Source organism: Erwinia sp. B116 (assembly GCF_002865965.1).
Classification (GTDB): domain Bacteria; phylum Pseudomonadota; class Gammaproteobacteria; order Enterobacterales; family Enterobacteriaceae; genus Erwinia.
The window spans coordinates 40,473-66,275 of the sequence record NZ_JRZZ01000009.1; the positions used below are offsets into that span (position 1 = coordinate 40,473).

General features: G+C 58.0%; 22 protein-coding genes. 8 read left to right on the forward strand and 14 right to left on the reverse strand.

The annotated features are described in order from the left end of the window. Positions 1-73: 73 nt before the first annotated feature. Positions 74-475 carry a Z-ring associated protein ZapG gene (gene zapG / locus NV64_RS08960; protein ID WP_056231087.1) on the reverse strand — a complete coding sequence of 134 codons (402 nt, stop codon included), beginning with the start codon at positions 473-475 and terminating at the stop codon, positions 74-76. Positions 476-653: 178 nt separating this feature from the next. Between zapG and zapE the strand changes: the two genes are divergently transcribed. From zapE to sspB, 5 genes are all read left to right on the forward strand, one after another. Next, positions 654-1,781 (forward strand): cell division protein ZapE, encoded by a 1,128-nt coding sequence (zapE, locus tag NV64_RS08965; protein ID WP_056231090.1) that lies wholly within the window; start codon positions 654-656, stop codon positions 1,779-1,781. A gap of 247 nt (positions 1,782-2,028) precedes the next feature. Then, positions 2,029-2,457 (forward strand): 50S ribosomal protein L13, encoded by a 429-nt coding sequence (gene rplM / locus NV64_RS08975; RefSeq protein ID WP_056231094.1) that lies wholly within the window; start codon positions 2,029-2,031, stop codon positions 2,455-2,457. A 15-nt stretch (positions 2,458-2,472) separates the two neighbouring features. Continuing rightward, the gene (rpsI, locus tag NV64_RS08980) at positions 2,473-2,865 is read left to right on the forward strand and encodes a 30S ribosomal protein S9 (protein ID WP_056231096.1); all 393 of its coding nucleotides are present in this window, start codon (positions 2,473-2,475) and stop codon (positions 2,863-2,865) included. A gap of 309 nt (positions 2,866-3,174) precedes the next feature. Then, entirely contained in the window at positions 3,175-3,816 is a 642-nt protein-coding gene (gene sspA / locus NV64_RS08985) for a stringent starvation protein SspA (protein ID WP_056231101.1), read from the forward strand. A gap of 5 nt (positions 3,817-3,821) precedes the next feature. Further along, on the forward strand, positions 3,822-4,322 hold the full coding sequence (gene sspB, locus NV64_RS08990) for a ClpXP protease specificity-enhancing factor (RefSeq protein WP_101505771.1): 501 nt from the start codon (positions 3,822-3,824) through the stop codon (positions 4,320-4,322). A 124-nt stretch (positions 4,323-4,446) separates the two neighbouring features. On the opposite strand, the gene NV64_RS08995 is transcribed toward sspB, so the two are convergent. Together NV64_RS08995 and NV64_RS09000 are read right to left on the reverse strand one after the other, a co-directional pair. Then, the gene (locus tag NV64_RS08995; protein ID WP_056231107.1) at positions 4,447-6,198 is read right to left on the reverse strand and encodes a sulfite reductase subunit alpha; all 1,752 of its coding nucleotides are present in this window, start codon (positions 6,196-6,198) and stop codon (positions 4,447-4,449) included. 86 nt (positions 6,199-6,284) lie between these two features. Next, a complete protein-coding gene (locus tag NV64_RS09000; RefSeq protein WP_101505772.1) occupies positions 6,285-11,816 on the reverse strand; it encodes a glutamate synthase-related protein in 5,532 nt (1,843 codons plus the stop codon). A 1,009-nt stretch (positions 11,817-12,825) separates the two neighbouring features. Here NV64_RS09000 and arcB point away from each other — a divergent pair. Together arcB and mtgA are read left to right on the forward strand one after the other, a co-directional pair. Next, complete coding sequence (arcB, locus tag NV64_RS09005) at positions 12,826-15,159, forward strand: aerobic respiration two-component sensor histidine kinase ArcB (RefSeq protein WP_101505773.1); 2,334 nt, start codon at positions 12,826-12,828, stop codon at positions 15,157-15,159. A gap of 806 nt (positions 15,160-15,965) precedes the next feature. After that, on the forward strand, positions 15,966-16,661 hold the full coding sequence (gene mtgA / locus NV64_RS09010; protein WP_369814350.1) for a monofunctional biosynthetic peptidoglycan transglycosylase: 696 nt from the start codon (positions 15,966-15,968) through the stop codon (positions 16,659-16,661). 71 nt (positions 16,662-16,732) lie between these two features. Here mtgA and npr read toward each other — a convergent pair whose 3' ends face one another. From npr to NV64_RS09065, 11 genes are all read right to left on the reverse strand, one after another. Then, positions 16,733-17,005: a PTS phosphocarrier protein NPr gene (gene npr / locus NV64_RS09015; protein WP_056231120.1), complete on the reverse strand. Its 273-nt coding sequence runs from the start codon at positions 17,003-17,005 to the stop codon at positions 16,733-16,735. Next, positions 17,002-17,856 (reverse strand): RNase adapter RapZ, encoded by an 855-nt coding sequence (gene rapZ / locus NV64_RS09020; RefSeq protein WP_056231123.1) that lies wholly within the window; start codon positions 17,854-17,856, stop codon positions 17,002-17,004. The genes npr and rapZ overlap by 4 nt, the downstream gene beginning before the upstream one ends. A gap of 67 nt (positions 17,857-17,923) precedes the next feature. Then, entirely contained in the window at positions 17,924-18,412 is a 489-nt protein-coding gene (ptsN, locus tag NV64_RS09025) for a PTS IIA-like nitrogen regulatory protein PtsN (protein WP_056231126.1), read from the reverse strand. 166 nt (positions 18,413-18,578) lie between these two features. Continuing rightward, positions 18,579-18,866, reverse strand: a complete 288-nt coding sequence (gene hpf / locus NV64_RS09030) for a ribosome hibernation promoting factor (protein WP_056231129.1) — start codon at positions 18,864-18,866, stop codon at positions 18,579-18,581. 22 nt (positions 18,867-18,888) lie between these two features. Continuing rightward, positions 18,889-20,322, reverse strand: coding sequence for an RNA polymerase factor sigma-54 (rpoN, locus tag NV64_RS09035; RefSeq protein WP_056232285.1), 1,434 nt, complete (start codon positions 20,320-20,322; stop codon positions 18,889-18,891). 48 nt (positions 20,323-20,370) lie between these two features. Next, positions 20,371-21,096, reverse strand: coding sequence for an LPS export ABC transporter ATP-binding protein (gene lptB / locus NV64_RS09040; protein ID WP_056231132.1), 726 nt, complete (start codon positions 21,094-21,096; stop codon positions 20,371-20,373). Positions 21,097-21,101: 5 nt separating this feature from the next. Continuing rightward, positions 21,102-21,650 carry a lipopolysaccharide ABC transporter substrate-binding protein LptA gene (gene lptA, locus NV64_RS09045; RefSeq protein ID WP_056231134.1) on the reverse strand — a complete coding sequence of 183 codons (549 nt, stop codon included), beginning with the start codon at positions 21,648-21,650 and terminating at the stop codon, positions 21,102-21,104. Beyond that, positions 21,622-22,197, reverse strand: coding sequence for an LPS export ABC transporter periplasmic protein LptC (gene lptC / locus NV64_RS09050; RefSeq protein ID WP_056231137.1), 576 nt, complete (start codon positions 22,195-22,197; stop codon positions 21,622-21,624). The genes lptA and lptC overlap by 29 nt, the downstream gene beginning before the upstream one ends. Next, positions 22,194-22,760, reverse strand: a complete 567-nt coding sequence (kdsC, locus tag NV64_RS09055) for a 3-deoxy-manno-octulosonate-8-phosphatase KdsC (protein ID WP_056231140.1) — start codon at positions 22,758-22,760, stop codon at positions 22,194-22,196. Before kdsC ends, lptC begins: the two co-directional genes overlap by 4 nt. 16 nt (positions 22,761-22,776) lie before the next feature. Then, entirely contained in the window at positions 22,777-23,763 is a 987-nt protein-coding gene (gene kdsD / locus NV64_RS09060; protein WP_056231143.1) for an arabinose-5-phosphate isomerase KdsD, read from the reverse strand. Between the two features lie 14 nt (positions 23,764-23,777). Further along, the gene (locus NV64_RS09065; RefSeq protein ID WP_056231146.1) at positions 23,778-24,758 is read right to left on the reverse strand and encodes a calcium/sodium antiporter; all 981 of its coding nucleotides are present in this window, start codon (positions 24,756-24,758) and stop codon (positions 23,778-23,780) included. Positions 24,759-24,986: 228 nt separating this feature from the next. Here NV64_RS09065 and mlaF point away from each other — a divergent pair, with 228 nt between their 5' ends. After that, positions 24,987-25,799, forward strand: a complete 813-nt coding sequence (gene mlaF, locus NV64_RS09070; protein WP_056231148.1) for a phospholipid ABC transporter ATP-binding protein MlaF — start codon at positions 24,987-24,989, stop codon at positions 25,797-25,799. The last annotated feature ends 4 nt before the right edge of the window (positions 25,800-25,803 follow it).

A 25,803-nucleotide genomic window follows, 5' to 3' on the forward strand; every position in this document is an offset into this window, starting at 1 on the left:
GCAGGTGCTGAAAGTTCTGCCGGTACAGGCAGGTGGCAGGCAGAGAGGCGCGGTGCGCCCCTCTCAGTGTGGCTTATTTCGTGCTGGTACGCTCACCACGCAGCAGGCCGGTGGCGCTGTCAGGATAGTCGCGCGGCATCTGCACCGGCGCCTGATCGTTATCGGCTTCTGCTTCGGTCAGCTGCCAGGCAAACGGGTTCTTCTCACCCGGCAGGTTTGGCAGCAGATCGTTCGATCCTTTGGCCATATGCTGATACAGCTGGCGGTAATCGCGCGCCATATTGTCCAGCAGTTCGGCGCTGTGCGCGAAGTGGCTGGTCAGCTCTTCACGATAGTCTGACAGCTCGGCTTTGCTCTTTTCCAGCTCATACTGCAGGCTGCGTTGCTCACGCAGTTTGCGGTTACCAAAACGCATTGCCACCGCGCCGATGATAATTCCAACCACTAAGCCAATAAGCGCGTATTCCCACGTCATAAATTACTCCCATTTTCTCTTCGTTGTTTCACAGGGCCTTCACCATCAATACTAACCACTATAACCGCTAATGTTATCGAAGTGGAATCCTGCCGCTGCTTCGCTTAGTGTAGAGCGACTTTTTTTTCGACGATCGGCGGCCGTGTTCAGGCCTTTTTTCAGGGAATGTGACCAAACTATGCAAACGATGTCCCCGCTGGCGCGCTATGAGCAGGCGCTGGCAAACGGTGAGTACCAGCCTGATGAGGTACAGCGTGCCGCCATGACCCGTCTGAACGGGATCTGGCAGGCGTTGAGCCAGCAAACCCCGTCGGCGGTGAGCCAGGGCGGTGGCCTTTTTGGCAGGCTGAATAAGTTGCTGGGTAAAGGCAAGCCCGCGGTGCAACAGCCGGTGCGGGGCCTGTATATGTGGGGCGGCGTCGGGCGTGGCAAGACCTGGCTGATGGACAGCTTTTTTCAGTCAATTCCTGGTGAGCGCAAGCAGCGGCTGCACTTTCACCGCTTTATGCTGCGGGTGCATGAAGAGCTGACCCAGCTGCAGGGGCACAGCGATCCGCTGCAAATTGTTGCCGATCGTTTCAAAGCCGAAACCGACCTGCTGTGCTTCGATGAATTTTTTGTGTCAGACATCACCGACGCAATGCTGCTGGGCACGCTGATGGAGGCGCTGTTCAGCCGCGGCATCACCCTGGTGGCCACTTCCAACATCCCGCCGGACGATCTCTACCGCAACGGCCTGCAGCGCGCACGCTTTATGCCGGCGATTGCGATGATTAAACAGCACTGTGAAGTGATGAACGTCGATGCGGGCATCGATTACCGCCTGCGCACCCTGACCTCGGCCCATCTGTGGATGACGCCACTGGGCGCAGAGACCAGCAAAGAGATGGAGAGGATGTTCGTCGCGCTGGCCGGTAAGCCGCGGGTTGAGCACGAGCCGCTGACCATCAACCACCGTCAGCTGCCGACGCTGGGCGTGGCGGAAGGGGTGCTGGCGATGAATTTCCTCGCCCTGTGTGGGGAAGGGCGCAGCCAGCACGACTATATTGAGCTTTCCCGCCGTTTTCACAGCGTATTGCTGTATGATGTGCCGGTGATGATTTACAAGACCGAAGACCAGGCACGGCGCTTTCTGGCGCTGGTGGATGAATTTTACGAGCGTCACGTAAAATTGGTGGTTTCGGCGGAAGCATCGCTGTACGAAATTTATCAGGGCACGCGGCTGAAGTTTGAATACCAGCGCTGCGTCTCCCGTCTGCAGGAGATGCAGAGCGAAGAGTATTTGCGCCTGCCGCATCTGCCCTGAAACGTGAATCCGGACCGCAGCAGAACAGGAATTTTATCGCAAAAAACGTTCGATTTTTGCGGATGACTTCTCTATACTCTTGCGACCCCACGTTACTGCAAAGGTTTTTTTCCCAAAACTCTTTGTGCTCTGGTAACTCTATCCGAAGGGGTGGGCTTGCTGGACAAGATGGTCGTGTGAGCTCCAACCGTTTATTCAAGCGTTTGGGATTTCACCAACGTGTAACTTAATTTGGGTAAGCTTTTAGATGAAAACTTTTACAGCTAAGCCAGAAACCGTCCAACGTGACTGGTATGTTGTTGACGCAACAGGCAAAACCTTAGGTCGTTTAGCGACTGAACTGGCTCGTCGTCTGCGCGGTAAGCACAAAGCGGAATACACTCCGCACGTCGATACTGGTGATTACATCATCGTCCTGAACGCAGAAAAAGTTGCCGTAACCGGTAACAAGCGTACTGACAAGATTTATTACCATCACACCGGCTTCGTCGGTGGTATCAAGCAAGCGACCTTCGAAGAGATGATTGCTCGCCGTCCTGAGCGTGTGATTGAAATCGCGGTTAAAGGCATGCTGCCAAAGGGCCCGCTGGGTCGTGCTATGTACCGTAAACTGAAAGTTTACGCGGGCAACGAGCACAACCATGCGGCACAGCAACCGCAAGTTCTTGACATTTAATCGGGATTACAGGCAATGGCTGAGAATCAAAACTACGGCACTGGTCGCCGCAAAAGCTCTACCGCTCGCGTATTTATCAAGCCGGGCAGTGGTAACATCGTTATCAACCAGCGTTCATTAGAACAGTACTTCGGTCGCGAAACTGCCCGCATGGTAGTTCGTCAGCCGCTGGAACTGCTGGACATGGTCGGTAAATTCGATCTGTACATCACCGTTAAAGGTGGTGGTATCTCTGGTCAGGCTGGTGCGATCCGTCACGGTATCACCCGCGCTCTGATGGAGTTTGACGAGTCACTGCGTGGCGAACTGCGTAAAGCAGGCTTCGTTACTCGTGATGCACGTCAGGTTGAACGTAAGAAAGTCGGTCTGCGTAAAGCACGTCGTCGTCCTCAGTTCTCCAAACGTTAATCTGTTCTGCTCCGGCAGAATTGGTTATGCGAAAACCCGGCGCCTGGCGCCGGGTTTTTTACATTTTGTGACTGCAAAAAAAGCGAAACGTCTTCCGCTTTGGCATTTTCCCCGTCAAATCGGCGTTCCCTGCCCCACAAGCTGGCTAAAATCTGGTAAACTGTGTGTCACTTTGTGCCTATTGGCCGGGTAATGACGCGTGTATCCTGACTCGTTTTAGGGGCGGTCTATCTTCGGGCTAATGGCAATAATGAGTCGCCGCGTGGATGGCTATTCGCAGTAATTTTCTCGATAAACTTGGAGGTTTACATGGCTGTCGCTGCCAACAAACGTTCGGTAATGACGCTGTTTTCTGGTCCGACTGACATTTTTAGCCATCAGGTGCGTATCGTACTGGCTGAGAAAGGCGTGAGTGTCGAGATCGAGCAGGTTGAAACGGATAACCTGCCGCAGGATCTGATCGACCTCAACCCGTATCGTACCGTGCCAACGCTTGTCGATCGTGAACTGACGTTGTACGAGTCCCGCATCATCATGGAATACCTCGATGAGCGTTTCCCGCACCCTCCGCTGATGCCGGTTTACCCGGTTGCACGCGGTGAAAGCCGTCTGATGATGCACCGCGTCGAGCAGGACTGGTACAGCCTGATGTACAAAATTGAGCAGGGCACGGCGCAGGAAGCCGAGACCGCGCGCAAACAGCTGCGTGAAGAGCTGCTGGCGATTGCGCCACTGTTCGCCCGCACGCCGTTCTTTATGAGCGACGAGTTCAGCCTGGTTGACTGCTATCTGGCTCCGCTGCTGTGGCGTCTGCCGCTGCTGGGCATTGAGTTAATCGGTGCCGGTTCGAAAGAGCTGAAGGGCTATATGACCCGCGTCTTTGAGCGTGACTCCTTCCTGGCCTCGCTGACCGAAACAGAGCGTGAAATGCGCCTGCAAACGCGGGGCTAAGCCAGATGGAAATGTCGCAACTTACCGCCCGTCGACCTTACCTGTTGCGCGCTTTCTATGAGTGGTTACTTGAAAACCAGCTGACGCCGCACCTGGTGGTTGATATTAATCTGCCTGGCGTCAGAGTACCGCTGGAGTACGCGCGCGATGGGCAGATCGTACTGAACATTGCGCCCGGTGCCGTGGGCAACCTCGAACTGGGCAACGATGACGTGACCTTCAATGCCCGCTTCGGCGGCGTGCCGCGACACGTTTCCGTTCCACTGGCCGCCGTTCTGGCCATCTACGCCCGTGAAAACGGTGCCGGTACCATGTTTGAACCGGAACCGGCCTACGATGACGTCAGCGAGCATGATGCCGCTAACGTGGCGGACGACAGCAGTGAAACGGTGATGTCGGTGATCGATGGCGAGCGCCCTGACGACAGCGTACCCGGCGATGATGCCGGCCCGGATGACGAGCCGCCGCCGCGCGGTGGGCGCCCGGCGCTGCGCGTGGTCAAATAACGCCGAACAGCAAAGCAGTAACAAAAAAACGGGCCGCATGGCCCGTTTTTTATTGCCGCCAGAACAGGGTGCTTCCCCTTCTGGTGGTACCCGCAGCGGCCCTCAGCACGGGCCGCTCTGTCGGTTAATAGACGTCGCGCAGGTAACGCTTTTCTTTCTTCAGCTGGTCGATGTAATCGCCCGCACGTTCCGCCGACATGCCGCCGTGCTGAACCACGATCTCATACAGCGCCCTGTCGACGTCCTTAGCCATGCGTGAAGCATCGCCACAGACGTAGAAGCTGGCACCTTCTTCCAGCCAGGCAAACAGCTCAGCACCTTTTTCCAGCATGCGGGTCTGCACGTAGATTTTCTCGGCCTGATCGCGGGAGAACGCCAGGTCCAGGTGGGTCAGCAGGCCGCTTTCATGCCAGGCCAGCAGTTCATCCTGGTAGATATAGTCGTGTTCCTGATGCTGGTCGCCGAAGAACAGCCAGTTTTTGCCGGTGGCGCCTGTCGCTTCACGCTCCTGCAGGAAGGCGCGGAACGGTGCAATACCGGTGCCCGGGCCGATCATGATCATCGGCGCGGCACTGTTGGCCGGCACGCGGAACGCTTTATTCGGCGAGATAAAGATTGCCGGCTTGCCGCCACGGCCCACGCGCTCGGCCAGATAAGTGGAGCAGACGCCGTTACGCGCGCGTCCGGCGCTGTGGTAGCGCACCGACGCCACGGTCAGGTGCACCTGATTCGGGTGCGCCTTCGAGCTGGAGGAGATGGAGTACGCGCGGTACTGCAACGGACGCAGCAGGGTGACAAACTCTGCGCTGCTCAGCGTGCGGCTCAGATCCAGCTGCAGCAGGTCGAGGGTATCTTTGCCCCACAGCCATACGCCCAGCGCGTCCTTATCGTCATGCTGCAGCACGTGGCGCAGCTCCTGGTTGGTGGTGTTCTGGCCCACCCATTCGATCAGCTTGCGTGACGGCTCTGAGATTTCGAACTGATAGGTCAGCAGGTCACCCAGGCTACGGTCAAAGCCCGGCACCGGAGTCTGATAATCGGCTTTCAGCTGGGCCAGCAGCAGTTCCACCAGCAGCGGATCGTTGACCGGGATCACGCCCAGCGCATCACCGGCTTCATACTTCAGGCCGCTGTCGGTGAGATCAAACTCAAAGTGACGGATCTCTTTGCCTGACGCGTCGCCGGAAAGGCGCTTGTTGGTCACCAGCGCAGAGGCGTACGGATTATTCTTGTTGCTGCCCGGGATCACCGGCGCTTCAGGGGCGTTTTCCAGCGCTGTGCCGCTGCTGCCGGCGCTGGCCGCAAACTGCGGCATCGAGCTGTCAATCCAGGCGCTGGACGGCTCTTCAAAATCGATGTCGCAGTCGATACGATCGTAAACGCGCTTCGCGCCCAGCTGCTCCAGGCGCATATCGAAGAACTTCCCGGACTGGCAGAAGCCATCGTAGCTGGTATCACCAATCGCCAGTACCGCGAAGTGCATCTGCTCCAGACGCGGCGCGGTGCTGGCGGAAAGTGCCTGCCAGAACATTTCGGCGTTGTCCGGCATCTCGCCTTCACCGTAGGTGGAGGTGACGATCAGCACGTGACGCATGCTGGCGAACACCTCGATGTCTACTTCACCCAACCCCTGAACGACCGGTACCAGGCCTTTGGCACGTGCGGCTTTTGCCGCAGTCTGGGCCAGCGCTTCGGCGTTGCCGGTTTGCGAACCGAACAGGATATGCAGTTGCGTGGTTGCCGCAGCGGCAGCACCGGCCTGCGGCTTGTCTTCCAGCACCAGCAGGCGCGAATGTAAACCGGCGAGGAAACCAGCCAGCCAGAATTTCTGCTCGCCATTGAATGGCGCGTCTTCAGGAATATAAGGAATTTTCATAATGTCGTGTAACTCAATCCCGTTTCGTCGTGTTCAGTTACCCCTGACCGCCGGGCGCGCCGGCCGTCAGGGTTCTGGTCTTATTATCAGGCTAATTTGCCCACTGCGGCAGCCAGTTCCGGCAGTGCGGCACGGGCAAACAGTTCTTCAAAGTCCGGCAGCCCGCCCAGCACCTCGCGGTTACGCGCGTCCTGGTAAATGATCCAGCCGTAGGTGGCCAGGCTGTCCATCGAGCGAATATTACGCTGGGTCAGGGCAGCCTTATAGTCCGCCATACGCTTGGCGGCGATCAGGCAGGAGAGCTGCTCATCGCTGTAGTTCTCAATCGCCGCGCGGGCATGACGCTGCAGTTTGGCGATCAGCGCGAAGTCTTCAGTCATCAGCAGGTTACGCACCGCTTTCTCGACCGCCGCATCGTCCACCGCGGTGCCTTTCGGCAGACGGGAGAGCGCCACCTGCTGCGCCGAGCTCAGCACGGTGTAGTTGTTCAGCAGCACCAGCATTTCCGGGGTATCGGTCGCGCCGTAGGCCGGAACGGCACCGTTGGCGATCGGCTTACCTTCACGCCAGGCCGCTTTAAACTTGCTGACCTGGTGCGCTGCCAGCGCGGTAGAGAGCTCTTCCAGCAGATCCTTACGGGCTTTCGCCTTAAGGATTTCCCCGCTGTCCTGATACAGCAGCAGCGAACGCGGCATCACGTAGACAAAGTGCTGGCTCTCGCTCTCCCAGTGGTCAAGCAACCACTGCGCGCGTGCGGAGCCGGTGGCAGCCAGGTGCCACTGCAGCAGGGTCACCACCGCCTGCAGGTGCACGCGGGCCATCTCATTATCGTCGGTAATGCTGCCCAGCAGCACCGAATCCGCCGCAACGGAGCCGGCCAGCGTGCCGTACGGGTCGTACTGGTAGGCGAAGCCGCCGCTCATGCCGTTACCGAAGCCGGTACCGTAGGTACCGAGGTTCAGCACCGCGCCGTTGGTCATGTATTCGCAGCAGAAGTCGCCCACGCCTTCCACCACCGCGGTGGCGCCGGAGTTACGTACCGCGAAGCGGTCACCTGCCTGGCCCTGCACGAACAGACGTCCGCCGGTGGCGCCAAACAGCGCAAAGTTGCCCACCAGCACGTTGCCTTCGGCATCCTGCGAACCGCCGCCCGGCGACAGCACGATAATTTCGCCACCGCACTGGCCTTTGCCCACGCCATCGTTACAGGTGCCGGAGTGGGTCATCATCATGCCGTCGTTACAGAACACGCCGTAAGACTGGCCAGCAGAGCCGCTGGTGGCGATGGTCACGGTGCGTGGCGCCAGGTAGCGACGGCCGCGATCGTCTTGCAGCACGCCAGGCAGGGCATTCAACTGTTCTGCGCTCAGCTGATGGTTCAGCCTGCGTTCGATATCGATCGCCAGTTGACCGCCGACGCTCTTGTTACGGTTGTTCAGCGTCACGCCGTCACCCAGCTGAATATCGCTGGTGCGGGTGGCGACCAGCTGACCGTCGAGCAGCGCTACCCAGCCGTCGTCCAGCTCAAAATCTTTCTCCAGATAGACCGGACGGGCAATTTTCACTTCCGGTACGACGGTCAGCATGGCGCGCAGATCAAGGCGGCCCACTTCCAGCGGGTGGTCCATCAGGTGCAGCAGGTCGGAACGTCCGCGGGCTTCGCGCAGCGAGCGCAGGCCAAGGCGGGCCAGCATTTCACGCACTTCCTGCGCCACGTTGATGAAGTACTGCGCCAGCTGCCGCGGATCGCCGTCAAAGGCCTCCGCGTTGGTGGTCAGGCCGGCCGGGCACTTCACGTTACAGTTCTTCGCCATCACGCACTTCAGCATCATCAGCGCGGTGGTACCAAATTCGAAGCTGTCGCCGCCGAGCAGCGCGGATTTCACCACGTCGCTGCCGGTCTGCTGTGCGCCGGAGCAGCGCAGCAGCACCTTCTCACGCAGGCCGTTGGCGCACAGCGCCTGGTGCACTTCGGCGATGCCGATCTCGGCCACGCGGCCGGTGTACTTCAGGCTGGTGACCGAGGCTGCGCCGGTACCGCCGGTGTTGCCGGCGACGTTGATCACGTCCGCGCCGGCTTTCGCCACGCCGACGGCGATGGTGCCGATCCCTTCTGAGGAGACCAGCTTAACGATCACCTTCACGCGGGCGGCCTTACAGTCGTGGATCAGCTGGGCGAGATCCTCAATCGAGTATGTATCATGGTGCGGCGGCGGGGAAACCAGCTCCACGCCTGGCGTACCGCCACGCGCGGCCGCGATCTCTACCGTTACTTTTGGTGACGGCAGCTGGCCGCCTTCGCCGGGTTTTGCCCCCTGGCCGATTTTGATCTCCAGCTCTTCCAGCATCGGATCGGCCAGGTACGCCGCCCAGACGCCGAAGCGGCCGGACGCCAGCTGTTTAATCCGTGACGCGCGGATGGTGCCGTGACGGGAGTAGTGCTCACCGCCTTCACCGCAGTTGCTCATGCCGCCGACCATATTGGTACCGTGCGCCACCGCCTCGTGCGCCGGGGCGACCAGCGCACCGTGGCTCATTGCACCGGACGCAAAGGTGCGGGTGATCTCATGGGCCGGCTGCACCTCGCTTAACGGCAGCGACGGCAGGGTGGTGAAGATGCGCGACAGATAATCGGCCGCGTCGCCGGTAGCGGCGATCTGCAGGCCGTCGGCGGTGACTTCAGCGTGCTCAATCTGCCCGGCAAAACGGTTTTTCAGCGCGGTGGCCAGGGTCTGCAGACGCTCCGCGAGCGGCTTCAGCCCCTCGATGGCGTCAGTGAGGCGCAGCGTAAAGCGTCCTGCTTCGCCAGCAACGGCTTCGCACACCAGACCACGCACGGCAAAGCCGTTGTTGACCAGCGAATAGCGGCCCAGCTTGCGGCTGAACTCGGTCAGGCTGTCGACGTGGGTCAGGTCGCACGGGAAGGCCAGAATATCGCGCAACGCGGCCGGACGGCGTTTACGCTCTTCATGCATCAGGCTGGAGAACTGACGGTAGTCCGGCGTGATGGTAAAGGCGTCGATCACCGCGTCAGGGATGCGCTCAAAGCTGCTGTCCTCAAAGGCTTTCGCTTTGATGTTGAAGGCGTTATCCAGCCGTGCCAGGGTCAGCAGGCGAATAAACTGATCTTCTTCGCGCGCTTTGTCGGAGAAGCGGATTGGCTGCTCCGTCATATCAATAAAGGTGCGCACGGCGATGGTGCCGTAAGAGTGGCCCGCGCCTTCCGCACGCTCTTTAAACAGGCCGAGCAACGGCACTTCCGCTTCGCCCTGAATTCTCAGTGCGCTCTGATGCCAGTCCACCGCCATCTGGGCGATGGAGGCAAAGCCCGCGCCACCGACCGGAGTCTTAATGTTCGGGAAGTATTTTTTCAGCACGCGGTCTTCGGTATTCAGGAAGTTCGGCTCGAAGAATTCACCACAGCTGTAGCTCTCTACGGTACAGAGGCCGACTTTACCCATGGTTTTCATCAGCGCTTTTTCAGCCGCTTTGGCATAGCGCTTAAAGGCCTTGTTACCCTCTTCGCCTTCGCCGTACTTCTCTTCGGCACGCATCTGCACGCCGAGCGGATAGACGGCTGAGGCACCGAAGCCCAGCGTAGCGGCGATATGGTGTGAAGAGATGCTCTGGCCGCTCTCCACCACCAGCGAAACGTCAAGACGCAGGCCTTCCTGCACCAGGCGCTGGTTGATCGCTGACACCACCAGCAGCATCGGCATCGCCGCGCGGGTGGAGGAGATATGACGGTCGGTCAGGACGGCGATGCCGCCCTGTTCGCGGGCGAAGTCCACCACCTGCTGGGCCAGATCGTCGATGGCCTGTTCCAGCGCGTCGGCGTTGGCCTGACGGCTCTGTGCATCGCTGCCGGTGACCGGCAGGTAGAGCATCTCGAAGCGCGCATACGGCGCCACGTCCTGCTCGCGCAGCTGCAGCATATCAAGGTGGGTCAGGATCGGGCTTTTCACCACGATCTGACGGCCTTTGCTGCGGCCCAGATGCGGCTTGGCACCGAGCGCCACGCGCAGGGTCATGCCGTCTGCCTCGCGGATCGAGTCCAGCGGTGGGTTGGTGACCTGGGCAAAACGCTGGGAGAAGTAGTGCGCCATGCCGCCTTCGTGGTCGGACAGGGCGTTGATGGCGTTGCCGTAACCCATCGCCGAGATCTTCTCAGCGCCGGTGGTCAGCATCGGGTCCATCATGAACTTGAAGCTTTCCTGGTTGTAGTAGTAGGCCACAAACCGCTGGTAGGTCTTCAGATCGCCGCTGTAGCGCAGCGGGGAACCCTGTTTCTCGGCCGGGATCACCGGCAGGTCCTGCAGGGTCACGCGCGACTGTGCCAGCAGCGCCGGGTAGTCCTGTTCTGCGGCCAGCTTCTCCAGCGCTTCCACGGTGGTGTAGCTGCGCCGATCGTTATGGTCCCAGTAGAGCATACCGCCGGCTTCAATACGGCCGCGGCGCAGCACGCTCTCCGGTGGGAAGGCAATCTGGCCGGCTTCAGACATCGCGCCGATATAGTCAGCGGTTTCCACCGAACGCAGCGGGCGCAGGCCAAGGCGGTCAAGACGCGCGCCGATAATTTCACCGTTACCGAAGATCAGCGCCGCCGGGCCGTCATTCTTCTCTTCATACAGCGAGAAGTACTCAAGCATCGCGCGCACGTTGGCGGACAGCGCGTCATCGTTTTCCCAGGCCGGCGGCATCATCGATACCACGGCGAGGATCAGGTCGAGGTTATCTTCCATCAGGCGGCTGTGAATGCTCTGGTCAAGGCGCGAGCTGTCGGACTGCCCTTTAGGGCGAACGATAGTCTTACCGCGCGCGGAGGCCAGCGCCGACTCCGCAATGCGGTTTTTACGATCGGTATTCAGTTCACCGTTGTGCGCCATCAGGCGGAACGGCTGTGCCATGGTGGTGTGCGGATCGGTGTTGGTGGAGAAACGGGTATGGAAGAACAGGCCGCGTACGCCGTGATCGGGATCGGTCAGATCCTTAAAGTAAGGGATCACTTCATTAGAGTTGAGGCGAGCTTTAAATACCTGGGTACGTGATGAGAGCGACAGCGGGTAGAGGCCGCCAAATTCGCTTTCGGTAAAGGCACGGGCTTCGATATCCAGCAGGGCGCGATAGATGCGCTTTTCGAAATCGGTTTGATCCGCAAGGTCTTGTGGCGCGGCAAACACCCACTGCACGATCGGCAACTGGGAAGGGATGGCGGCCGGGCGCAGCACGCTAGTGTCCAGCGGCATATCGCGCCTGAGGATCACCGGCAGGCCATGTTTTGCCAGCGTCTCTTCGACCAGCTGCTCCGCATTGGTGCGCAGTGCACCATCTTTGGGCACAAAGAAGTTGCCAACGCCAAACTGGCCGAACTCCAGCGGCAGGCCGGTTACCTTGCGGAAGAACTGCAGGGAGATATCGACGTTAACGCCGGCACCATCGCCCACGCCCTCTGCTGACATGCCGCCACGATGCGGCACGGTGCACAGCGCGCTGTGCGCCATCCGGAGGACCTCGTGGGTTTGCTCGCCGTCCTTACGGGTAATAAAACCTACGCCACAACTGTCGCTCTCTTGAGCGGGATCATATAAGCCATAGGGATAAGGTTTTGAACTGGACATCGAGGGCCTCCTTAACTTCTTTTTGACATTACCTATATTATTTCAAGCACATAGCCAGGATGAGCAGCGCTCAGGGCGATGTAACATTTTCTTTTTTTGCCGCTATAAGGCGGACACCACTACGCCGGGCAAGCCATTAAAAGACGTGGGATAACGTCCCTGAATGGAGCCTGCTCTGAATTCCTGGTCTCATTTACGGAGAAACTGATATCACGAGGGGGTGGTCTTGTGGCAGAGATATGCCAGCACAAGGGCCCTTCAGGATTGCTTCCAGCGGATTTCCAACTTATCGGGAAAGCGAACCGAGGTCAAATAGGGTTCTTAGTTATGGTTTTTGGTGCTAATAAAATGCTACATGTATGATATTTATAGTTAAATTGTCACTTTTTGCTGCTATAGGCGTATATTTAGCAGGGGCGGAAGTGTGAGCTGACTCACTATAGGGCAGCGAGCAAATCTCTGCACCATGCTGGCGTTGGGTTTTTTTGCAGCAGAATATGCCGTCGTGGGGTCTGTAAACACATAAACGCACTGTTTTTAACCCGGCGGCAGATTTGAATTAAACAGGGGGGGTTATAAGCAAAATTAATCACCATAATGGTGCATAAATTCTCACATGGTGTGATTTGTTATTCGTTTTAGTTAAATGGAGGAGAACGTGGGAAAGGACGCAACATACTGATGAATACGGGCTGTAGCGGCTGGTGCGGGTCTGCGTGTCGCCCAGAAAGTTATGCAGTCATTAAATTCAGTCAATATGCAACCGGCTTGATTTTCCCTGCCGCACGGCCGCACGCGGCTCTGGCCTGATAACCTACGGACAGCGCGGCACCGCGCTGGTTTGCCGCCTGCGGCGGGGTGAAAGCGGCGCGGCGTCGAAAATACCGCTATCTCCCGGTTCAGGCGTCAGTGGTGCTGCACCGTTATTGTGCAACGACGGATCGGATCCCGCGTTGGTGTTTTAGCCATTTCCGGTATGATTACCGTATCGGAGCATAAGAGAATCTCTATGAAACAGATACGGTTATTAGCGCAGTACTACGTGGATTTGATGGTCAAACTGGGGCTGGTGCGCTTCTCGCTGCTGCTGGCATCGGCGCTGGTGGTGCTGGCGATGATCGTGCAGATGGCGGTGACCATGGTATTGCGCGGCCATGTGGAAAGCATCGACATGGTGCGTTCGGTGTTTTTCGGCCTGCTGATCACCCCGTGGGCGGTCTATTTCCTGTCGGTGGTGGTGGAGCAACTGGAAGAGTCCCGCCAGCGGCTGGCCCGGCTGGTGGATAAGCTGGAAGAGATGCGCCACCGCGATCTGGAGCTGAACCAGCAGATGAAGGAGAACATCACCCAGCTCAACCAGGAGATCGCCGACCGTATTAAGGCGGAAGAGGCGCGTCTGCAGGTGATGACCCGCTTAAAAGAGGAGATGGCGCGGCGCGAGCAGGCGCAGATCGAGCTGGAACAGCAGTCCTCCTTCTTACGCTCGTTCCTCGATGCCTCACCGGATCTGGTATTTTACCGCAACAGCGACCAGCAGTTTTCCGGCTGTAACCGTGCCATGGAGCTGCTGACCGGCAAAAGTGAAAAGCAGCTGATCGGCCTGACCCCGAACGACGTGTATGACAATGATGCCGCAACCAAGGTGCTGGAAACCGATGAGAAGGTGTTCCGCCATAATGTGTCGCTGACCTATGAGCAGTGGCTACAGTATCCGGACGGCCGCAAGACCTGTTTTGAGATCCGCAAAGTCCCTTATTACGATCGGGTTGGCAAGCGCAGCGGCCTGATGGGCTTCGGGCGCGATATTACCGAGCGTAAGCGCTACCAGGACGCGTTAGAGAACGCCAGCCGTGAGAAGACCACCTTTATCTCAACCATCAGCCACGAGCTGCGTACGCCGCTGAACGGCATCGTCGGTTTAAGCCGCATTCTGCTGGACACCGAACTGAATCAGGAGCAGCTGAAGTACCTGAAAACCATTCATGTCTCGGCAATCACCCTCGGCAATATCTTTAACGACGTGATTGAGATGGACAAAATTGAACGGCGCAAGGTGCAGCTGGATAACCAGCCGATCGATTTCACCGGTTTTCTTGCCGACCTGGAAAACCTCTCAGGACTGCTGGCGGAGCCAAAAGGGCTCAGGTTCATCCTGTCGCCGCGGCAGCCGCTGCCGCACAAAATCATCGCCGACGGCACGCGGTTGCGGCAGATCCTGTGGAACCTGATCGGCAATGCGGTGAAGTTTACCCGCGAGGGCGAGATCGTGGTGCGGGTGGGCTACCGCGAGGGCGATATTCTGTGCTTTGAGGTGGAAGACTCCGGGATGGGCATCCCACAGGACGAGCAGGACAAAATTTTTGCCATGTATTATCAGGTGAAAGACCAGCGCGGCGGTAAACCGGCGACCGGTACCGGCATCGGGCTGGCCGTTTCCCGGCGGCTGGCGCAGAACATGGGGGGCGACATTACGGTGCGCAGCGCGCCGGGTAAAGGCTCCTGCTTCACCCTGATGCTCAACGCCCCCAGGGTGGTGGAGGAGGTCGAGGACGAGCAGCCGGCAGACGATCTGCCGTTACCCGCGCTGCACGTGCTGCTGGTAGAGGATATTGAACTGAACGTGGTGGTGGCCCGCTCGGTGCTGGAGAAGCTGGGCAACAGCGTTGAGGTGGCGATGACCGGCCAGGCGGCGCTGGAGTTGTTCGACCCGGATGAGTTCGATCTGGTGCTGCTGGATATCCAGCTGCCGGACATGACCGGGCTGGACGTGGCGCGGGCGATCCATCAACGCTATGCAGGGCAGCCGCTGCCGCCGCTGGTGGCCCTGACGGCGAACGTGCTGAAGGACAAACGTGAGTATCTGGATGCCGGCATGGATGACGTGCTGAGCAAGCCGCTGGCGGTGCCTGCGCTAACCGCCACCATCAAAAAATACTGGGATTATCAGCCGGAGGGTGAACTGCCGGCAGAGGAGAGGATTATGGATGAGAAAAAACTGGCCTTACTCGATATCACCATGCTCGAGCAGTATATCGAGCTGGTCGGGCCAAAGCTGATTCATCAGAGCATGGAGATGTTCGAACAGATGATGCCGGGTTATCTGGAGGTGCTGGAGTCGAACATGATGGCGCGTGACCAGAAAGGCATTGCGGAAGAGGGGCACAAAATTAAGGGTGCCGCCGGCTCTGTCGGTCTGGTGCACTTACAACAGGTGGCGAAGCAGATCCAGAGCCCGGAACTTCCCGCCTGGTGGGACAACGTGCAGGAGTGGATCGACGAACTCAGACACGAATGGCGTAATGATGTCGCGGTACTGCGTGAATGGGTGAATGAGCGGGGCTAGAAAAAAATGACCCCGGCCGAGGCCGGGGTGCGCGAATACTGCGCCAACACCAGGGAAAAGGGTCATCTGCGCTAGGGTAATAAGAGTGTTCAGCACAGGTTCAGGTATTGGGTAAATCAACGCTACTACCTTAGCAAATCTATCATCACATGTTACCAGATTCATTAAAATGTGTGATGTTGAGCAGCGATATTGAACAGGAAACATTAATTCATCCGTTCAGTCAAGTTCGTAATGCAATTAGCGGTTTTTTTGTTTGTATTTTGAACGATTGTCATCTTTCAAATTGCCAGCACTCTGACGTAAATAGTCGACAATTTTGCCTGCAACGGATGGAAAGTGTTGTCTGGTGATTAATCCGGTACACCGGGTATTAAGGCCCTGTTTTTAGTCTTTTTTTAATTGCGGCTCCCTGATTTCCGAAACGTTTTGGTTTCTGCTAGCAAAAATGTGCAGCGCGTAATGATGTTATCGAAGCATGCTGACCCAATTCAGCAGAATAATTAACCAGCCACCCCGGAGGAAAGCCACTGTTTTTGGGTCGTCCGGCGCTGTTTTTCGCTGGCAAACAGCAATATGCCGTAAGAGTTCTTACGAAATTTATAAGCAGCATAAATCATTTGTGCGCATGTCAACTTGCCGGCGGCGTGCGGCCAGGGCCGGCGTTAAACCGTGTCTGTCGGACGGCGGCCAGGGTGAGAAATCCCTCAACGGCTGCCTGTGTCATAATGGTGGCTGGCCGAATTGAAATAACAGGGAGAGACCTGGGTGGAGTCTGGTAAATGAAGCGTGGTAATGGCCGCCTGATGGCGCGTTGTAAGGCGTACCTGTTGCGCCTGTTGCTGATTATTCCCGGCGTATGGCTGACAGGCATTGTCGCCTTTGCTTTTCTGCCGGTGCCGTTCTCTGCGGTGATGGTCGAGCGGCAGCTCGGGGCCTGGTTCGGCGGTAACTGGGGCTACGTGGCGCACTCTGACTGGGTCAGTATGGATCAGATTTCGCCGTGGATGGCGCTGGCGGTAGTGGCGTCGGAGGATCAGAAGTTTCCCGAACACTGGGGCTTCGATGTCGATGCGATTCAGTCGGTGCTCGACAGCGAAGGAAAACGCATGCGCGGTGCCTCAACGCTGTCACAGCAGACGGCGAAAAACGTTTTTTTGTGGGACGGGCGCAGCTGGCTGCGTAAAGGGCTGGAAGCCGGACTGACCGTGGGCATTGAGACCGTCTGGAGTAAGCGGCGTATTTTAACCGTCTATCTCAACGTGGCCGAGTTTGGCCCGGGGGTGTTTGGCGTAGAGGAGGCGGCCCAGCGCTACTTCCGTAAGCCCGCCAGCCGCCTGACGCCGGCGGAAGCGGCGCTGCTGGCGGCCGTGTTGCCGAGCCCGCTGCGCTTCAGTGCCGCGGCGCCCTCAGGCTACGTACGCCAGCGCCAGCAGTGGATCCAGCGCCAGATGCGTCAGCTGGGCGGCGAGGGGTTCCTGCGCCAGCACAGGCTACACTGAACGCAGCTGATCTCCCGATGACGCTACTGAACGGCGGCGTCATCGCAGCGGGCAGCGTGCTGCCCGGCCGGTTACTCTTCGTCGAAGCCGGCGTTAAACAGTTCGATCACCGCCGCCAGCGCCGCCTGCTCCTGCGGGCCGCTGGCCTCCACCTCGATATGGCCGCCTTTGGCCGAGTCGAGCATCAGCAACGCGATCACGCTGCTGGCTTCCGCTTCCGTACCACTCTCATTACGCAGCAGCACCTCGGCGTCGAAACTCTGTACCAGCTCAAACAGCTTCATTGCCGGACGGGCGTGCATCCCCAGCTTGTTCTTAATTTCAACGGTCTGCTTTACGGTCATGATTTACGTTTTTCCAGCGTACGGTGGCGGGACTGCACGTTTTTACCGCGCGAACGGAAGTAATCGGCCAGCTGCTCGGCAACGTAGACTGAACGGTGCTTGCCGCCGGTACAGCCAATCGCCACCGTCAGATAGCTGCGGTTGTTGGTTTCCAGCATTGGCAGCCACAGTTCCAGATAGCTGCGGGTCTGATAGATGAAGTTATGCACTTCCGTATGACGGTCAAGGAATGCCGCCACCGGACGATCGAGCCCGGTCATCGGGCGCAGTTTCGGATCCCAGTGCGGGTTGGGCAGAAAACGCACGTCAAACACGTAGTCCGCATCGATCGGAATACCGTGCTTAAAGCCAAAGGATTCAAACACCATGGTCAGTTCACGTTCGCGCTTGCCCAGCAGCCGCGTGCGCAGCATCTCTGCCAGCTCGTGCACCGACATTTCGGAGGTGTCGATGATCAGGTCAGCGCGGGAGCGCAGCGGCTCCAGCAGGTCGCTCTCTTCGTCGATAGCGCTTTCCAGCGACAGGTTCTTACTGGAAAGCGGATGCAGGCGGCGGGTATCGCTGTAGCGCCGGATCAACGTGTTGCGGTCCGCATCCAGGAACAGCAGCTGTGGGGAGAAACAGTCGGGCAGGCTGTTGAGTGCGGTTTCAAAAATCTCCGGTGACTCCGGCATATTACGCACGTCGATACTCACCGCCGCTGAGATATTGCGCGACGACAGCGAATTGGCCAGATCGGGAAGCAACACCACGGGCAGGTTATCCACGCAGTAAAAGCCCATATCCTCCAGCGCCCGCAGCGCGACGGACTTCCCGGAACCTGAACGACCGCTGACGATCATCAGCACCATTAACTCTTCCCCCAAATTAATCTCATTCCACGGACCGACGCGGCGTCAGTTACCGCGCTGCCATCACTCACGATGATGGACGATCGTGGTCTTCCGTCATAATCTCATACAGCTCTTCATCACTCTGCGCCGCACGCAGCCGGCGACAAACGCTCTTATCGGCCAGCCGCTTCGCTACCAGCGACAGCGTGTGAAGATGCGTTTTACACTGATCGGCAGGCACCAGCAGGGCGAATAACAGATCGACCGGCTGGTTATCGATCGCATCAAAGGCGATCGGCTGCTCCAGGCGGATAAAGACGCCCACCGCGCGCAGCGTATCTTCTTCCAGCTTACCGTGCGGGATGGCGATGCCGTTGCCGATACCGGTACTGCCCATTTTTTCGCGCGTCAGAATCGATTCAAAGATCGTCTGGTGCGGAAGGTTCAGCTGCTTTGCTGCCAGCTCACTGATGATTTCCAGCGCCCGCTTTTTACTCTGGCAGTGTACGTTGTTACGGGTGCAGGAGAGGGTCAGCACGGCGCCCAGTTCCAGTTTCAGATCGTTATTTGTCATAGTTTCACTTACGTATTCACTGCCGCAGGGCGGTTAGCGCGGGCCGCTGCTCTGGCCAGGCGTTAAGCTGCCGGATTGATTAACGGCTCGTCCCCTGACGGGAAAACGAGCCGAAAACGGTTTCAGGCGCCCGATGGCGGCTGAAAACATCAATGCATGGTGAAATTTAGTGTTGTTTCAGTTTGTCTTTATGTTTATTGATCTGGCGTGTCAGCTTGTCAATCAAACCGTCAATCGCCGCGTACATATCTTTTTCTTCCGAGGTCGCGTGGATCTCCCCACCATTTACATGCAACGTCGCATCCGCAATCTGCGTCACCTTTTCCACTTTCAAAACAATATAGACCTGGTTAATGCGATCAAAATACTGCTCTAACTTGGCGAATTTTGTGGTCACAAATTCGCGCAGTGGTTCGGTTATCTCAACGTTCTGTCCAGTGATATTCAGTTGCATGTGGTCTTCCTTCTCAGTTCATTCACACCAGCTGTTTGCGCTGATTTGAGGGTGGGATGGATAAAGACTCTCGGTATTTTGCCACAGTACGGCGCGCGACCATAATTCCCTGATCGGAGAGCAGGGTGGTCAGCTTGCTGTCGCTGAGCGGTTTGGCGGGGTTTTCCGCCGCAATCAACTTCTTAACCAGCGCACGGATGGCGGTGGATGAGGCTTCTCCACCGCCTTCGGTATTCACATGGCTGGAGAAGAAGTACTTCAGCTCAAAGATGCCACGCGGGCTGTGCAGATATTTCTGCGTGGTGACGCGTGAGATCGTTGATTCGTGCATCTCAACGGCGCTGGCGATATCGGCCAGCACCATCGGACGCATAAACTCTTCGCCCTGTTCAAAGAACGCCTGCTGTTGATCGACGATGCAGCGGGTCACCTTCAGCAGGGTGTCATTGCGGCTCTCCAGACTTTTAATCAGCCACTTCGCTTCCTGCAGGTTGCTGCGGATATACTGGGAATCGCTGTCGTTGCGCGAGGCGGTTCCCAGCGCGGCATACTGCTGGTTGATCTTCAGGCGCGGGATGCTGTCTCCATTCAGCTCGACCGTCCAGCGGTTGCTCACCTGGCGCACCAGCACGTCAGGGATTACGTACTCCGGCTCCTGGGTATTGATCGACTGTCCGGGGCGCGGATCGAGCGACTGAATCAGCTGCATCGCCTCTTTCAGCACCTCTTCCTTCAGGCGGGTGACGCGCATCAGCGAGCGGAAATCGTGGTTAGCCAGCAGATCCAGGTGTTCACTGACGATCAGCCGCGCCTCTTTCAGCAGCGGCAGATCGGCGGCAAACTGCGACAGCTGCACCAGCAGACAGTCACGTAAATCCCGCGCGCAGACGCCGATCGGATCGAAGCGCTGCACACGTTTCAGCACCGCTTCCACTTCGTCCAGACTCAGCTCGTCGTTGCCGATGCTCTCCAGAATATCTTCCAGCGCCACGGTCAGATAGCCGGTGTCATCCACCGCATCGACAATCGAGGTGGCGATCGCCCGATCTGTGTCGGTAAACGGGGTCAGCCCCACCTGCCACATCAGATAATCCTGCAGAGACTGGGTGGTTTCGCCCTGATAAACCGGCAGCTCATCGTCGTGATAATCGGTGCCGGTGCCGGACGGGGTGCCGGCGGTGTAAATCTCATCCCAGGTGGCGTCCAGCGGCAGCTCTTCCGGCATATCTTTCTGTTCGAGCGCTTCACGGGTATCCAGCGAATCGGTTTCCTGATATTCGCGGGAGTCCACCTCTTCATGGATATCGGTCTGTTCAAGCAAAGGATTACTTTCCAGCGCCAGCTGAATTTCCTGCTGAAGTTCAAGCGTAGAGAGCTGCAACAGGCGGATAGCCTGCTGCAGTTGTGGCGTCATGGCAAGCTGTTGGCTCAGCCTGAGTTGTAAACCTTGCTTCATAATCAGGACCACAATTCCATTAAAAACTTACCCCGGATGAACACCTTATCAGAGTCTGAACTCTTCGCCTAAGTAGACACGCTTAACTTGTTCATCAGCGAGGATTTCGGCGGGGGTTCCGTGGGCGATCAGATGCCCCTGGCTGACGATATAGGCCCGTTCACACACCGACAGCGTTTCACGCACGTTGTGATCGGTAATCAGCACGCCAAGACCGCTGTCGCGCAGATGTTCGATGATCTTTTTAATGTCGATCACCGAAATCGGATCGACGCCGGCAAAGGGCTCATCCAGCAGAATAAACTTCGGATTGGCGGCCAGCGCGCGGGCAATCTCCACGCGGCGGCGTTCGCCACCGGAGAGCGCCTGGCCAAGGCTGTCGCGCAGGTGTTCAATATGGAATTCCGCCATCAGCTCGTTGGCGCGATCCGAGCGCTGCTCGCTGCTCAGATCGTCACGGATCTGCAGTACCGCCATCAGATTGTCATACACGCTCAGGCGGCGGAAGATCGACGCTTCCTGTGGCAGGTAGCCGATGCCGCGACGGGCGCGGGCGTGCAGCGGCAGAATACTGATGTCTTCATCATCAATGACGATGCGCCCGGCATCGCGCGGTACGATGCCGACAACCATGTAAAAGGTGGTGGTCTTGCCCGCGCCGTTGGGACCCAGCAGGCCAACAATTTCACCGGATTTCACCCGCAGGCTCACATCCTCAACCACGCGACGGCCTTTATAGGCCTTCGCCAGGTTTTCCGCTATTAAGGTTGCCATAGTTATTAGTTACTCTTTTTCTGACCGTTAGACGGCGTGCCTTTGTCCTGCAGCTGCGACGGTACCAGCACGGTGGTGACCCGTTTGCCGGTGTTGCCATAGGCCTGCATTTTCTGCTCTTTCACCAGATAGGTGATGCGATCGCCTTTCACGTTGCTGTCCAGCTGCTCAAGGTAAGCGTTACCCGTCAGCTCAACGAAGTCCTTCGCCAGCTCATAGTGCATCTTCTGCGCGTGGCCTTTGACCGGCTTGCCGTTGTCCTGCATCTGGTAGAAGGTCGCCGGGCTGCCGTAAGCATCCACGATGGTCTTATTGCTGTCGCCGCCGGGACGGGTCACCACCACTTTATCGGCGGTGATTTTGATCGAACCCTGGGTGACGATCACCTTACCGGTAAAGGTGGCGACGTTCCCCTGCATATCAAGGGCCTGGTTTTCAGAATCGACGTTAACCGGCTTGTCGGAGTCGCCCGTCAGCGCCAGGGCCGGCACGCTGGCCGCCAGCAGCAGCGCGGCTGTCAGTAACTTAAGGTTGTTTTGCATTTTGAATTTCATAAGAGGTTTTGACCTTTTCAATCAGCTCGGCGGTTTTCTTCCGTAAGTTTCCACGCATCTTCATACCGGTAGAGTTAAAGTTGCTGCCATAAAGCGTTACCCGATCGTCCGAGGTGATATCCTGGGTGACCAGATTCACCAGCGCATTATCGGTGGTGATGCGCTTAAGCTGCGCCTCCGGCGTCAGGCTGTTCACTTCGACGTTACCATACAGATACAGCAGGCGATCTTTGGTCAGTTTGGCTTTGTCAGCCCGTACCGACCAGGTCGCCACTTTGTTTTCGTCATAGGTAGTCATCACCGGCTTATCGAACCAGCTGACGGATTCTGCCGCAAAATAGGTGACTTTTTCTGAGTCGAGCCGGTAACTCAGGCTGCCCTCGGGGTTATACACCACCGTATGGGAATTATCGCTCAGATAGGTCGGTTCACCGTTATCCGCCGTGGCGTTGCGATCGGCATCGTCAGAATCGGTCAGATTCCAGCCGATCAGCACGATTGCCACCAGGGCCAGAAATAGCGTAATCCAGCGTCTTGTTTTACTCATACCGACTGCCCTTTGGCCTCATCAAACTTACCCTGCGCGATTAAGATCAGATCGCAGATTTCCCTCACGGCACCGCGCCCACCCGCAATCCGGGTGACATAGTCGGCACGCGGCAGCAGCACCGGATGCGCATCGGCGACGGTGACGCTCAGGCCCACCCGGGCCATGACCGGCCAGTCAATCAGGTCATCACCAATGTAAGCCACCTGGTCTGCCGTTAGGGCTAGTGTATCCAGAAGTTCGTGGAAGGCCACCAGCTTATCAGATTGCCCCTGGTAAAGATGAGTAATCCCCAGAGTCGCACAGCGATCTTCCAGCAGTTTTGCCTTGCGGCCGGTGATGATCGCTACCTCGACCTCAGAGGTCAGCAGGCAGCGGATACCGTAACCGTCACGCACGTTAAACGCCTTCAGCTCTTCACCCTGGTTGCCCTGGTAAATGATGCCGTCGGACATTACGCCATCTACGTCGCAAATCAATAACTTAATTTCCGCGGCCCGTGCCATCACTGACTGGCTGACCGGGCCGTAACAGGTCTCAACGGTTGCTGCCGGATTGCTCATGTTCAAAAATTCCTTGTTAGACCACGCCGGCGCGCAGCATGTCATGCATATGGACCACGCCCAGCAGCAGATCGCCATCCGCGACCAGCACCGAGGTAATGTTTCTGTTTTGCATCAGGTTAAGCGCGTCCACCGCCAGGGTGTTCGCCCGCACGCGGATGCCGCCCGGCGTCATCACGCTGGCGATGCTGGCCTGCTGAATATCAATGCCCATATCGAACACCCGGCGCAGGTCACCGTCGGTAAAGATGCCTTCGATTTTCATCAGGTCGTTGCAGATGACCGTCATACCCATGTTTTTACGCGTGATCTCCAGCAACGCATCGCGCAGCGAGGCATCGCGACTGACGTGCGGCATCTCGCTGCCGCTGTGCATAATATCATCAACGCGTAACAGCAGCTTGCGCCCCAGCGCGCCGCCGGGGTGCGACAGCGCGAAATCCTCTGCGGTAAAGCCGCGGGCTTTCAGCAGCGCCACGGCCAGCGCATCGCCCATCACCAGCGTCGCGGTGGTGCTGGTTGTCGGGGCCAGGCCCAGCGGGCAGGCTTCCTGAGGCACTTTAACACACAGATGAATCTCTGCAGCGCGGCCCATTGCGCTCTCGGGGCGGCTGGTCATGCAGATCAGCCGCACCCGCAGGCGTTTCAGTACCGGGATCAGCGCCAGAATTTCAGACGATTCACCGGAATTTGAGATCGCAATCACCACATCATTCGGGCTGACCATGCCGAGATCGCCGTGGCTGGCCTCGCCGGGATGGACGAAAAAGGCCGGCGTACCGGTGCTGGCGAAGGTGGCTGCCATCTTCTTGCCGATGTGGCCGGATTTGCCCATCCCCATCACCACCACTTTACCGAGGCAGGCGGCGATCAGCTCGCAGGCACGGGTAAAGTCTTCATTAATATACTGATCAAGCTGTTCCAGCCCTTCACGTTCGATCCGCAAAACGTCCTTACCGGCCTGCTGAAAATCAAAGTCGGGATTCAGGGTGATATGCGCCATCGTTCTCAGTCCTTTTACCAGAGTGTCACTGAAGGTGAGGTGTAGAGCACCCCGACCCAGAGGATAAAGCCACACAGCAGCAGGCCGCCGGCCAGCCGGCCAATGCGCCGGCCGCGCAGCAGGCACAGCAGTGCAAACAGGGCGCTGACCGCCAGCATAACCCAGTAGTCACGGGCAAAAGCGTTGGCGTCGAACCCACCCGGGTACAGCAGTGCCGGAATGCCCAGCACAATCACCAGATTATAAATGTTAGACCCGATCAGGTTGCCTATGGCAATGTCATCTTCACCTTTCAGCGCGCCGGCTACCAGCGTGGCCAGTTCCGGCAGGCTGGTGCCGACGGAAATCAGGGTCAGACCAATCACCAGCTCGCTAACGCCAAAATAGTCGGCAATCACCGTGGCATTATCAATCACCATGCGGGTGGAGACCGGCAACAGAATCAGCGCCACCGCCAGCCACAGAAAGGCCACGGTGTTGCCAACGTCGTCCCGTGGCAGCTCCGCCACCTGTTCACGCGTCAGGGAGTCACTGTTATCCCGTTCGGCGCGGCGGGCAATTTTAATGGTAAAGGTCAGCCACAGTGCGGCGATGGCCACCAGCGCCAGGCCGTCATTGCGGCTAAGCTGATGGTCAAAAAGCATCACGCCGCACACCAGGGTAACCAGCAGCATCAGCGGCAGCTCGCGGCGGAGCAGGTTGGATTGCAGGGTCAGCGGATGCAGCAGCGCCGCGCCGCCGAGGATCAACAGAATATTGGTGATGTTCGATCCCAGCGCAGTGCCGATGGCGATATCCATCTGACCGTGGCTGGCGGCGGAAAACGCGACGATCAGCTCGGGCAGTGAGGTGCCCATGCCGACCACCGTCATGCCGATGATCAGCGGCGGCATTCCCAGCGCGCGGCACAGGATCGCTGCACTAAACACCAGACGATCGGCTCCATAAACCAGTAAGACTAAACCGATAATCAATAGTGCTGTAGCTACGAGCATGAAGAGTCCTTTAAATCGGGTATAATCGTCGGTTGCCGTCTGCAGTGACGCTGGGTGGTATGAAATTTTTGTGGCAGTGATTTTGACGGTCTCAGGCCGAAAAGTAAAACGTATGCCTGCTTTCGCTAAGTGATTGCGGTAAGTTTCTGTAAAAGTGTCCCGTCCCGGAGGTAATACGTTACTATCGGGAATAAATTTATCGTCTGAATAACAAGGATTGAGGTAACTATGGGCCAGACGGCGACAAATCTGGTGGAGGTGCGGGGCGTCAGTTTTACCCGCGGCAGCCGGCCGATTTTCGATAACATCTCGCTTACGGTGCCGAAAGGCAAAGTCACCGCGATCATGGGCCCCTCCGGGATTGGTAAAACCACGCTGCTGCGCCTGATCGGCGGCCAGATTGCACCGGACAACGGTGAAATCTGGTTCAACGGCGATAATATTCCCACGCTATCCCGTTCCCGTCTGTACGCCGCCCGCAAAAAGATGAGCATGCTGTTTCAGTCCGGTGCGCTGTTCACCGACCTGAACGTGTTCGACAACGTGGCGTGGCCGCTGCGTGAGCACACTTCGCTGCCGCCGGCTCTGCTGCACAGCACGGTGATGATGAAGCTGGAAGCGGTGGGGCTGCGCGGTGCGGCAAAGCTGATGCCATCTGAGCTCTCCGGCGGCATGGCCCGGCGGGCCGCGCTGGCGCGCGCGATTGCGCTGGAGCCGGAGCTGATCATGTTTGATGAGCCTTTCGTCGGCCAGGACCCGATCACCATGGGGGTGCTGGTGAAGCTGATCGATGAACTCAATCACTCGCTGGGCGTCACCTGTATCGTGGTTTCACACGACGTGCCTGAGGTGCTGAGTATTGCGGACTATGCGTATATCATTGCTGACCAGCAGGTGATCGCCCACGGGGCGGCGGCCGAGCTGCAGGCGAATCAGGATGCGCGGGTACGGCAGTTTATCGACGGTAACGCTGACGGCCCGGTGCCGTTCCGCTTCCCCGCCGGGGATTACCTTCACGATTTAGTCGGCTCAGGGAGTTAACTAA